The following is an 11,092-nucleotide window of genomic DNA, read 5'->3' on the forward strand; positions in this document are numbered from 1 at the left end:
TATTCACGACCATCGATATAGATAGAATCGCATTTTATCTATAGTTCGTTGGTGGAGAGAGACGCAACCGCCCATCTGAAATCTTCGACCCGATGTTCACCCGCGCCGGCGCCGATTGTGGCCTAAACTACCGCATCAGGCCCGCGCCGACACGCATCAGGGATTTAAAAAAGCAAGGGCCCGGCACTTCCGCGCCGGGCCCTGCTCGCTGTTGATGCGCCGGAACGAGACTATTCGTTCTGGAAGTAGCTGTACTTGCCGTCTTCACCCTTCTTCCAGGTGTACATGACGTAGTCCGGGCGGGTGATGTCGCCCTTTTCGTCATAGCCGAGTTCGCCGATCGCGGTGTTGAACGGGCCCTTGGCCTTGATCGCTTCGGCAACGGCCTGCGGATCGTTGCCACCGGCGGCCTTGGCGGCGTCCGCGATCACCTGCAGGGCGGCGTAGGAATAGAGCGTGTAGGCTTCCGGCTCGAAACCGGCGGCGCGGAACTTCTCGACGAGTTCCTTGGCAGCCGGGTTCTTGCGCGGATCCGGCGCGAAGGTCATCAGCGTGCCGTCGACCGCGTCGCCGGCGATCGAAGCCAGCTCGTTCGAAACAATGCCGTCGCCCGACATGAAGGTTGCCTTCAGGCCCTGGTCCTTCATCTGGCGCATGATGAGGCCGGCTTCCGTGTGCAGACCGCCGTAGTAGACGACCGAAACGCCCGCTTCCTTCATCTTGGCGATCAGCGCCGAGAAATCCTTGTCGCCGATGTTGATGCCTTCGTAGAGAGCCTCGGTGAGGCCCGCTTCGTTCATCGACTTCTTGGTCTCATCGGCAAGGCCCTGGCCGTAAGGCGTCTTGTCGTGAATGACGGCGATCTTCCCGTCCTTGAAGTTGGCGGCGAGGTAAGCGCCGGCAACTGCACCCTGCTGGTCGTCACGGCCGCAGGTGCGGAAGGTGTTCCACATACCGCGCTCGGTGAACTGCGGGTTGGTTGCGGACGGCGTGATTTCCAGGATGCCGTTTTCGGCATAGACTTCCGATGCGGGGATCGACACGCCGGAGTTGAAGTGGCCGACGACGAACTTCACACCGTCAGCAACGAACTTGTTGGCGACCGAAATACCCTGTTTCGGGTCCGAGACGTCGTCGCCGAGTACGAGCTTGATCTGTTCGCCGTTGATGCCACCCGCTGCGTTGATGTCAGCAGCCGCCTGCTCCGCACCCTTCTGGAGCTGGGCGCCGAACGCGGCGTTCGGGCCGGTCAGCGGACCGGCAACGCCGACCAGGATATCAGCCCATGCGGTGCCGCTGAAGGCGACCATTGCTGTCAGCGCCACAGCCGACAGGAGAGACTTTTTCATTTTGTTACTCCCAAATATTCGAGCGGGTCTCGTTTCATAAGCCTGCGCAATGCCCACTATAATTGCGCCGGTGTTCCTTCGCACCGGCCGCACCCGACCGGCACGCGCTGTTCCCTTATTTGGCCTTCCAGGAGAACGGTGAGGTTTTCTCGTAGAGCCAGTAGTAGTTGTTCGCCATCTGCTTGGCCCGGTAGTACCGGTAACCGGCGGTAGCAAACAACAAAAGTACGAGCGTGTCTACGATATAGTATTGCAGGCTGAACATCGTGCCTTCGAAAAGGGCGTGGTGGACGAAGCGGATTGCAAGCCCCAGAAGCGCCACGTAGACGATGAGCCGCGGAACCTCTCCCCAGCTTTCCGCAACGCTCTTGCCCGTGCGCCACGCGGTCCAGCCGCCGAGGACGCAGGTGATGAACAGAAACTGCCAGATGGAGGCTTCTTCGTAGAGAATTCCCTGCATGTCACTTAACTCCAGCTCGCATCAATGGCGGCCGCCTTCGAGATAGGCCGCGCGGACTTCCGGATTGGCGAGCAGGTCCTTGCCCGTCCCGCTCATCGTCACCCGGCCATTGACAAGGACGTAGCCGCGATCGGAAAGCTTCAGCGCCCCGAAGGCATTCTGCTCGACCAGGAACACGGTGAGGCCCTCCTGCTTGTTGAGCTTCTTGATCGCGTCGAAAATGCCCTTGACGATCAGCGGCGCAAGCCCGAGCGAGGGCTCGTCGAGCAGCAGAAGCTTCGGTCGGGCCATCAGCGCCCGGCCGATGGACAGCATCTGCTGTTCACCGCCGGAGAGCGTCCCACCGCGCTGGGCCTGCCGCTCCTTGAGCCGCGGGAACAGCGTGAAGACTTTCTCCACGTCTTCCTTGAAGTGCTTCAGGTCGTCGAGGCTGGCGCCCATCTGGAGGTTTTCGAGAACCGTCATGCGCGGGAAGATGCGGCGTCCTTCAGGAGATTGCGCGATTCGGAGCCGGGCGATCTCGTGCGTCGGCAGGCGCGTGATGTCCTGTCCTTCGAAGTTGATCGAACCGGTGCGTGCCTGCGGTTTGCCGAAGATCGTCATCATCAGCGTCGACTTGCCGGCGCCGTTGGCACCGATCAGCGAAACGATTTCGCCCCGATGAACTTCGACATCGACGCCGTTCAGCGCCCGGATATTGCCGTAATAGGTCTCGACGCCTCTCACATTCAGCAGCGGAGCAGTCATTGCTGGGTGCCCCCGTGCTCGCTTTCGATTTCCACGATCTGTTCGATCACCTCTTCAACCTCTTCGTCCTCGACGCCCAGATAGGCCGCGATGACCCGTGGGTCGTTCTTCACGAAATCGGGGTTGCCGTCGGAAATCTTCTGACCGTATTCGAGCACCACGACGTGATCGGAAATCTCCATCACCACGGACATGTCGTGCTCGATCAACAGGATGGATGTGCCGGTTTCCGCGCGAATGCTCTGCAACAATTCGTTGAGCGCATGCGATTCGCGCGGGTTGAGACCGGCTGCAGGCTCGTCAAGGCAGAGCAACTCCGGACCGGTGCACATCGCCCGGGCGATTTCCAGCCGCCGCTGTGCACCATAGGGGAGATCCCCGGCCGGGTCGTCGGCCCGATCGATCAGCGACGCCTTTTCGAGCCAATGCCTGGCAAGTTCCGTCGAATCCTTGGCGGCCTGCCGATAGGTGGGAAATCCAAGCAATCCGAGAACAGTATAACCCGACGCCTGCATCAGCTTGTTGTGCTGCGCGACCAGCAGGTTCTCGAGCACCGTCATGCCTGAGAACATCCGGATGTTCTGGAAGGTTCGCGCCACCTTGGCGCGTTTGGTAATCTCAAAATCCGGGAGACGCTCCAGAAGGAACTCGTCGCCGGACTTCTGCCGCATGGTGATCATCCCCATCGTCGGCTTGTAGAAGCCGGTGATGCAGTTGAACACCGTCGTCTTGCCCGCTCCGTTCGGGCCGATCAGCGCCGTGATGTCGCCGCGCGCGGCTTCGAAAGAGAAGTCGTTGATGGCCATGAGACCGCCGAAGCGCATCGACAGGTGCTCAACCTTGAGAATGGGGTCTTTCGTCATCGTATTCGTCTCGAAGGTCATCAGCCGTGCCCTTCCTTGGTGAAGCTGCCGGAGACCGCCTTGCGCTCGCGCAGGAAGGCAGTCGGTTCGCGCGATCCGACGAAGCCGCGCGGCTTCCAGACCATGACGACCACCATGGCGAGGCCGAAGATCAGCATGCGATAGAGTTCAGGCGTGAAGTTTGGTCCGAAGATCATCTTCAGGAAGGTCAGTTCGCGCAGGATCTCCGTACCGCCGATCATCACCACCGCAGCGACGAAGATACCGGTCAAAGAGCCCATGCCGCCAAGCACGACGATGGCAAGGATGACGGCCGATTCGAGAAAGACGAAGGATTCCGGCGAGACGAAACCCTGGCGCACCGCGAAGAACGATCCGGCAAACCCCCCGAACATGGCACCGGTGGCAAATGCAGTGAGCTTCGTGGTCGTCGTGTTGATGCCGAGCGAACGGCAGGCGATCTCGTCCTCGCGAAGCGCCTCCCAGGCCCGCCCGACCGGCATGCGGCGCAGCCGGATGGTGACGAAAGCCGTCAACAGCGCCAGGCCAAGGATCAGGTAGAACAGGAAGATCTTGTAGTAGGCCGACGAGAGCGGCAGCCCCATCAGCGCCGCGAAACCGTCCTTCGAGGCATCGAACTTGATGCCGAACAGCGTCGCCTTGGCGATGCCCGACACGCCGAACGTGCCCTTGGTGACCTCGGTCCAGTTGATCAGCACGAGGCGGATGATTTCACCGAAAGCGAGCGTCACGATTGCCAGGTAGTCGCCGCGCAATCGCAGCACCGGGAAGCCAAGGACCACACCCCAGCAGGCGGCGAGAAGGCCGGCGACCGGCAGCAGCACCCAGAAGGACAGGCCGAAATAGCTGGAGAGCAGTGCATAGGAATAGGCGCCGACCGCATAGAAGGCCACGTAGCCGAGGTCGAGCAGGCCGGCGAGGCCCACCACGATGTTGAGGCCCCAGGCGAGCATCACGTAGATCAGGATCTGGACGCCGAAATTGTCCACCCATTTGAGCGAGCCCTGGACCCCGAAAAGCGCGATGATGACCGGCGGGTACAGCACAAGCGCGAGGATCGCTATCTTCGAGAAGTTGCGGCTGAAGAAGCTCTCCTCCTTCGCCACCTCCGGAGCAGCAGCCTTGACCGCTTTGCGCTGAGCCAGCCAGGGCTGAGCGTAGGCAACCATCAGGAAGCGGCCGACCATGGCGACGACCACGAAGATCGCCAGCAGACTCCAGCGCTGGTTGAGGATCAGCTCGTTGCGGATGTTCTGGTCGGACTTGAGGCCGACGAACAGCACGAACAGCCCGAGCGTGATGAGCCCCGAGAAGACAGCCTCGCGCAGGGCCCGCGCCGTCAGCTCACTGCCGGCGCTTGCAGTAGTAGATGCAACATTTGCCATGGAACTATACCTTCTCGACTTCCGGTCGTCCGAGAATACCCGACGGCTTGAAGATCAGGACGATCGCGAGAATGGAGAAGGTCGCGACATCCTTGTAGTCGATTGTGAAATAGGCCGACCACAGCGACTCGATGAGGCCGATCAGCAGTCCGCCGAGAACGGCGCCCGGCAACGAGCCGATGCCTCCGAGAACGGCGGCGGTAAACGCCTTGACCCCCGGAGCGAAACCGTCGGTGAAGACGACGACGCCGTAATACATGAGATACATGGTACCGGCGACGGCAGCGAGCGCTGCGCCCATGATGAAGGTCACCGAGATGGTGCGGTCAACGTCGACGCCGAGCAGCGCCGCCATCTTGCTGTCCTGTTCGGTGGCCCGTTGCGCGCGGCCGAGCGGCGTCCGGTTGACGATATACCAGAAGACAGAAAGCAGAATCGCAGTGATGACGACGATGATGATCTGCTTCAGGGAGACCGTGATCCCGAACAGGTCGTAGACCGACGAGACGAGCGGCGGGATCGGCTTGTTGCGCGGACCCTGCGTCACCTGGATAAAGTTCGACAGCACGATCGACATGCCGATCGCGGTAATCAGCGGCGCCAGACGGAAGGAGCCGCGCAGCGGACGGTAAGCCACCCGTTCGATGGTCCAGTTCCAAAGTGCCGCCGTCAGCATGCCGACGATCATCATAAGCAAAAGCGCCAGTACGACTGGTACGCCTGCCATGAATGTCGTGAGAAGCAAGAAGACAATCAATGCGGCAAAGCCGCCCAGCATGAATATATCGCCATGGGCGAAGTTGATCATGCCGATGATGCCGTAGACCATGGTATAACCGATAGCGATCATACCATAAATAGACCCAAGCGTCAGCCCGTTGACGAGCTGCTGGATGAAATACTCCATCAATCTTCCCCTGGACCGGATCCTGATGGTCCGATCTCTTTTTATTAGTTTTCGTTCACGAGCGTGCTCTGAGCCGATTTCATACCTCTTTCAAGCGAAAATGAAAGCCAAAAATTGCGCGACCGGCAGATTCTTCCGAGATAAAATCGATTTGACGCTTTTCGTGCCAGAAGAATCGAAAAAATTGCACCTTCGCCGGCAAAATGATCAAATTTCAGCCTGGAAACGAGAAAACTGCGGCCTCTGGGTCATTAACCCATGACGAAAAATTATGACTTCCCCGGCAATGGTTTTTCAGTTGATTTGGCCCGAAATCATCGTGATCTAGGACCTGATGCATCACGCACGAGTGAATGCGCATGAGGACCTCAGAGAATAGGAACAATGCTGGAACTATTGAATAGATCGGCGATTGCAGCCGGGCGAGCGATCATGGAGATCTATAGTGCCGGCCCGGCCGTGACCTACAAAGAGGATACCTCGCCGGTGACCGACGCGGACCATCGCGCCGAGCGCATCATACTTGCCGAACTGGCGGCGGCCTTTCCCGATATCCCGGTCGTCGCCGAGGAAGCCGTCGCCGCCGGGCATGTTCCGGACATTGCCGGCAAGTCGTTCTTCCTCGTCGATCCCCTCGACGGCACCAAGGAATTCGTCGAGCGCAACAGCCACTTCACCGTGAATATCGCGCTCATCGAAGACGGCGCTCCGGTCGCGGGCGTCGTCCATGCGCCGGCGCTCGGGGTCATCTATGCGGCAAGCGGCGGAACGGCGGGAAAAGCTACAGTCGAAGGCGACCGGGCCGCCGGCTGGCAGTCTATCGGCTGCCGCAAATGCGGCGACCGGCCACTCGCCCTGACAAGCCGCTGGCACAATAGCATCGAAACGCTTGGCTATCTCGCCGAACACGGCATCATCGACCATGAGGCCGTCGGCTCGTCGCTGAAGTTCTGCCTCCTCGCCGAAGGCTATGCCGATCTCTATCCGCGCTTCAGCCGCACGATGGAGTGGGATACCGCGGCCGGCGACGCGATCCTGCGGGCGGCAGGCGGAGAAACGCGGACGGCCGAAGGTCAGCCGCTGACCTACGGAAAGTGCAACCAGGCGAACGACAGCGACTTCGCCAATCCCTGGTTCATCGCGCGTGGCAAGATGTAATTCGCCACTCGACCTTCAGGGACTTCCCGGCCGGCAAGCGGCCGCGATGAGGCTGCAGGCGCCCATCCCTCATGGACTTGTGCGTCACCGGGCCCTATGTCTCCTCGATCGGCCGTCGCAAGCAGGATTGTGAACCCATGTTGTCCTATTCCGCCATCGCCAAAAACAATGTCGCGGTCGTCACCGGCGCCGCCTCCGGCATCGGTCTTGCCGCAGCAAAACGCTTCGCCGATCGCGGCATGAAGGTCGTGCTTGCCGACCTCGCCGGTGAGCGGTTGCAGGCGGCCGCGGCGGAGGTGGCGAAGCTTGCCCCCGGCGGTGCGGCCGACGTCGCCGCGATCGCGACAGACGTCTCCCGGGCCGACGAGCTCGTCGCACTGGCGCGGGCCACGCGCGAGCGATTCGGCCATGTGCATGTGCTGATGAACAATGCCGGCATTCAGCCCGGCAGCTCGATGTTCGGCCCCCTGGAGAACTGGGAAGCGGTGATCGGCGTCAACCTGTGGGGCGTGATCAACGGCTCGCGCATCTTCGCCCCGGCCATGATCGCGCATGGCGAGCCGGCACTGATCATAAACACTGGCTCCAAGCAGGGCATCACCACGCCGCCCGGAGATCCTGCCTACAATGTCTCGAAGGCGGGCGTGAAGGTCTTCACCGAGGCGCTGCAGCACGAGTTGCGCAATGCCGAGCACTGCAAGGTCAATGCGCATCTCTTGATACCCGGCTTCGTCTACACCGCGCTGACGGCGCATGGCCGCAAGGAAAAGCCGGCCGGCGCCTGGACGCCGGAGCAGACGGTCGATTTCATGCTGGAGAGTCTCGCCCGCGGCGATTTCTACATCCTCTGCCCCGACAATGAAGTCGAAAGGTCCACCGACGAAATGCGCATCCTGTGGGCTGCCGGCGATATCGTCGAGAACCGCCCTCCTCTTTCGCGCTGGCACCCGGACCACGGCGAGGCTTTCCGCTCCTTCCTCGCCGCAAAACGGGATTGAACGGCGTTCCGACTTGATCGATCTTCAAGCATGAACCGCCATCAGCGGCGGCAGGAGGCTCAGACCGTGACCAGCGGCATTCACCACATCACGCTGATCAGCCGCAAGGTCCAGGCGAATGTCGACTTCTATGTCGGATTTCTCGGCCTGCACCTCGTCAAGCGAACCGGCGGCTTCGAGGATCCCAATCAGTTGCATCTCTTCTACGGCGATGCATCGGGATCGCCCGGCTCGCTCGTCTCCTTCCTGATCTGGGAGGATGGCTCGCCGGGGCGTGTCGGTGCCGGCCAGCCGAGCGAGATCGCCTTCGCCATCCCGGCTGGAAGCATCGGCTACTGGCTGACACGCGCCCTGCAGTTCAACGTTCAGGCGACCGGCCCGGCGCAGGAGTTCGGCGAACCGGTGCTGCGGCTCAAGGATCCGGACGGGGTGATCGTCAAGCTGGTCGGCACCGACGCGCTTGCCGAGCCGGCGCCTTGGGCGAGCCGGGACATTCCGGAAGCGGACTCGATCAGGCGCCTGCGTGGAACGACCGTGCTGACCGAAAAGCCCAGGGAAACGGCACATTTTCTTCAGAGCCATTTCGGCTATAGGGAGGCTGCCGCGACCGAAACGATCCATCGCCTCGTCTCCTCATCCGGCGACGTCGTCGACGTGCGCGACGCGACCGGCTTCTGGGCAGCCGCGCCGGGCACCGGCACGATCGATCACATCGCTTTCCGCGCCCCGGACGAGGCGACGGTTCTTGCCGTGCGCGCCGACCTCCAGCAGGAACACGCCGGCGCCACCAACGCGCACGACCGGAAGTATTTCTTCTCGCTTTATGTGCGGGAGCCCGGCGGCTCGCTTTACGAGCTTGCCACGGACGGGCCCGGTTTTGCGATCGACGAAGCTGCGGATTCGCTCGGTTCGAAGCTCTTCCTTCCGCCGCATCTCAGCAACGACCCCGCCGCGACGGTGGTGCGGCTGCCGCAATTCGCGCTTCCGGGTGAACCGCGGCTGACACTCCGTGACCTGCCCTTCGTCCATCGCTTCTATCATCCGGAGCGGATGAACGACCGGACCTTCGTGCTGCTGCACGGCAGTGGCGGCAACGAGACCGACATGCTGCCCTTCGGCCACCAGCTCGATCCACACGCGACGCTCATCGGCGTGCGCGGCCGCAGCACCGAGGAGGGCTTTCCCCGCTGGTTCCGCCGCCTCTCGATGACCACCTTCGACCAGCGCGACATCCGCTCGGAAGCGGAGGCCTTCGCCGCCTTCGTCGACGAAGCGCGCGAGGCTTACGGGCTGGATCTCGCAAGGACCGTGTTCATCGGCTATTCGAACGGCGCCAATTTGCTGGCGGCCGTCATGCTCCTTCACCCGGGGGTCATCAGGAATGCGGTGCTGATGCGGGCGATGGCGGCACTCGAGGATACGCCGAAGGCCGATCTCGCAGGCACGAACGTCCTCATGCTGACCGGCAAGGACGACCTCTATGGCAGACATGCGCCGCAGTTGGAGGCGGAGTTGCGGGAAAGCGGCGCGAATTTCGAGGCCGTCGATCTCGACACCGGACATGGCATCGGCCCGGAAGACGTCGCAGTCATTCGGCCCTGGTTCGCAGGATTGGGGCTTTGAACTGACAACGCGAGCGTCTCTTTCGGAATCTTGGCCTGGCGACCTGCTGCGCCGTACAGCGTCGACGCGGGGTCGAACGAAATAAATTGCGAAGAACAAAGGTGCTTGCTGGTGGTAAGAATGTACGCCGCGACAATTTTCCGGATGCCTTGTTAACGACAGGCCGAAAGCTCTCGAGTATAGATGTCCGTGAGAAGCCGAGTTTGGCTACTCTTTTTGAATTAGTAGTAATTACAAAGATCAATTTTATTATCGATCAAACATGGTAAGAGCTTGTAAGGTATAGGGGTCTGCCGAAGCCGGGTGGTCGAACACGGCTGGGGGAACCAAAAAAATTTGCAAAGTAAACCGGTCGATTGGTCGAACGCGTCGTCCGGGGAGGAGCAGGCGTGTGTAGAGTAGTTTCGCCCGATGAGGGCGCGCCAGCTTTGATCGCGGGCGGAGGGCCGGCTGGGGAGCGGCCGGTTTTCCATTTTTTTCGGAAACGCGATTTGCGGCGGCGCATGTCAGACGCCTTTTGGCGTGCGCGCGAGATTTTCAATCAGCAGCACATCGGGTCGACGGCCGGACCGAGGGGTGAGGCCGCCGCTATCGATCAAATTTGAAATTGCGTGACCTCGATCAAGGCATCCAAAATGGAGAAGGTTTATGGCGACGCAGAGCACAGGCGGTGGGAGCACTACATCCTTCAGCAATACTCCCCAGGCGCAGGGCGACACCTATGGATGGACTGAAGACCAGTTGCTGTCGTCCGGCATCTACGATGCGGCCACCTCTACCATCGCCTTGAACGTGATGGCCAATGATCTCGGCGGAAAGGCGAAGACGCTCTGGTCGATCGACGACGGCGGCTCGAATTTTTTGAGTGAGCTGTTGCAGAGCAATATCACAACCGGCTGGGAGGCGACTGCAGAAGGAAACTGGATTCGGATCTGCAACGGAAAGATCGAATTCAGAATTGGTGACGGGTCCAGTTCTCCTGAAAATGCCCGGAGCGTCGATGCGCTGAGCGAGGGCGAGCATATCCAAGACGCTTTCTATTATTCCATCCGGCTTTCCAATGGCACGTTGAGCTATGCGAAAGTAACTCTGGACATCGTCGGCCAGAACGACGCAGCGGCGATCGGCGGCACTTCCACAGGCTCAGTTATCGAAGCGGGAGGCACGAACAACGGCGATCCGGCTTCGCCGACCGCCTCGGGCACGCTGAGCGTCTATGATGTCGACACCGGCCAGAAGCATTTCCAAGCACCTCAAGAAAGTGCGCTCGACGGCATCTACGGCCGCTTCAGCTTCGATACGACGACGGGGGTGTGGACCTACGCACTCGACAACGCGTGCGCGGCGACGCAGGCGCTGACCGCCGGCGAGGTGGTCACGGAGACACTGACGGTGTGGTCCGCCGATGGTACGGCCAGTCGAGACATCGTGATCACCATCACCGGCGCCAATGACGCCCCGGCCGTGTCGGCGGCGGTCGCGGCAAGCCGCGGCGAGGATGAGGCGGGCTTCGGCGTCGATCTGCTGGCGGGGGCGAGCGACGCCGATGTCAGCGACGTGCTGCACGTCGCCGGCCTGACG

At 61.2% G+C, this 11,092-nt stretch carries 10 protein-coding genes; 4 read left to right on the forward strand and 6 right to left on the reverse strand.

What is annotated here, in order from left to right; genetic code table 11:
- Window positions 1–230: 230 nt before the first annotated feature.
- The 6 genes from AU381_RS02315 to AU381_RS02340 form a co-directional block, all read right to left on the reverse strand.
- Window positions 231–1,349 carry a branched-chain amino acid ABC transporter substrate-binding protein gene (locus AU381_RS02315; RefSeq protein WP_064240205.1) on the reverse strand — a complete coding sequence of 373 codons (1,119 nt, stop codon included), beginning with the start codon at window positions 1,347–1,349 and terminating at the stop codon, window positions 231–233.
- 115 nt (window positions 1,350–1,464) lie between these two features.
- The gene (locus AU381_RS02320; protein ID WP_064240206.1) at window positions 1,465–1,809 is read right to left on the reverse strand and encodes a DUF6867 family protein; all 345 of its coding nucleotides are present in this window, start codon (window positions 1,807–1,809) and stop codon (window positions 1,465–1,467) included.
- Between the two features lie 21 nt (window positions 1,810–1,830).
- Window positions 1,831–2,556 (reverse strand): ABC transporter ATP-binding protein, encoded by a 726-nt coding sequence (locus tag AU381_RS02325; RefSeq protein ID WP_064240207.1) that lies wholly within the window; start codon window positions 2,554–2,556, stop codon window positions 1,831–1,833.
- Window positions 2,553–3,440: an ABC transporter ATP-binding protein gene (locus AU381_RS02330; protein WP_064240208.1), complete on the reverse strand. Its 888-nt coding sequence runs from the start codon at window positions 3,438–3,440 to the stop codon at window positions 2,553–2,555. Before AU381_RS02330 ends, AU381_RS02325 begins: the two co-directional genes overlap by 4 nt.
- A complete protein-coding gene (gene livM, locus AU381_RS02335) occupies window positions 3,440–4,825 on the reverse strand; it encodes a high-affinity branched-chain amino acid ABC transporter permease LivM (RefSeq protein WP_064240209.1) in 1,386 nt (461 codons plus the stop codon). The genes AU381_RS02330 and livM overlap by 1 nt, the downstream gene beginning before the upstream one ends.
- Window positions 4,826–4,829: 4 nt before the next feature.
- A complete protein-coding gene (locus AU381_RS02340) occupies window positions 4,830–5,732 on the reverse strand; it encodes a branched-chain amino acid ABC transporter permease (RefSeq protein WP_064240210.1) in 903 nt (300 codons plus the stop codon).
- Between the two features lie 384 nt (window positions 5,733–6,116).
- On the opposite strand from AU381_RS02340, the gene cysQ reads away from it, so the two are divergent.
- From cysQ to AU381_RS02360, 4 genes are all read left to right on the forward strand, one after another.
- Window positions 6,117–6,890, forward strand: a complete 774-nt coding sequence (cysQ, locus tag AU381_RS02345; RefSeq protein WP_064240211.1) for a 3'(2'),5'-bisphosphate nucleotidase CysQ — start codon at window positions 6,117–6,119, stop codon at window positions 6,888–6,890.
- Window positions 6,891–7,027: 137 nt separating this feature from the next.
- On the forward strand, window positions 7,028–7,888 hold the full coding sequence (locus AU381_RS02350; RefSeq protein WP_064240224.1) for an SDR family NAD(P)-dependent oxidoreductase: 861 nt from the start codon (window positions 7,028–7,030) through the stop codon (window positions 7,886–7,888).
- Between the two features lie 66 nt (window positions 7,889–7,954).
- The gene (locus AU381_RS02355; RefSeq protein WP_064240225.1) at window positions 7,955–9,511 is read left to right on the forward strand and encodes a VOC family protein; all 1,557 of its coding nucleotides are present in this window, start codon (window positions 7,955–7,957) and stop codon (window positions 9,509–9,511) included.
- Between the two features lie 648 nt (window positions 9,512–10,159).
- A partial coding sequence (locus tag AU381_RS02360; protein WP_199275318.1) for a VCBS domain-containing protein occupies window positions 10,160–11,092 on the forward strand: 933 nt, incomplete at its 3' end.

It is taken from the genome of Sinorhizobium glycinis, from assembly GCF_001651865.1.
Classification (GTDB): Bacteria; Pseudomonadota; Alphaproteobacteria; order Rhizobiales; family Rhizobiaceae; genus Sinorhizobium; species Sinorhizobium glycinis.

Coding starts and splice junctions, on each gene's coding strand:
- AU381_RS02315 (WP_064240205.1), bottom strand. CDS start 1,349: ATGAAAAAGTCTCTCCTGTCGGCTGTGGCGCTGACAGCAATGGTCGCC.
- AU381_RS02320 (WP_064240206.1), bottom strand. CDS start 1,809: ATGCAGGGAATTCTCTACGAAGAAGCCTCCATCTGGCAGTTTCTGTTC.
- AU381_RS02325 (WP_064240207.1), bottom strand. CDS start 2,556: ATGACTGCTCCGCTGCTGAATGTGAGAGGCGTCGAGACCTATTACGGC.
- AU381_RS02330 (WP_064240208.1), bottom strand. CDS start 3,440: ATGACCTTCGAGACGAATACGATGACGAAAGACCCCATTCTCAAGGTT.
- livM (WP_064240209.1), bottom strand. CDS start 4,825: ATGGCAAATGTTGCATCTACTACTGCAAGCGCCGGCAGTGAGCTGACG.
- AU381_RS02340 (WP_064240210.1), bottom strand. CDS start 5,732: ATGGAGTATTTCATCCAGCAGCTCGTCAACGGGCTGACGCTTGGGTCT.
- cysQ (WP_064240211.1), top strand. CDS start 6,117: ATGCTGGAACTATTGAATAGATCGGCGATTGCAGCCGGGCGAGCGATC.
- AU381_RS02350 (WP_064240224.1), top strand. CDS start 7,028: ATGTTGTCCTATTCCGCCATCGCCAAAAACAATGTCGCGGTCGTCACC.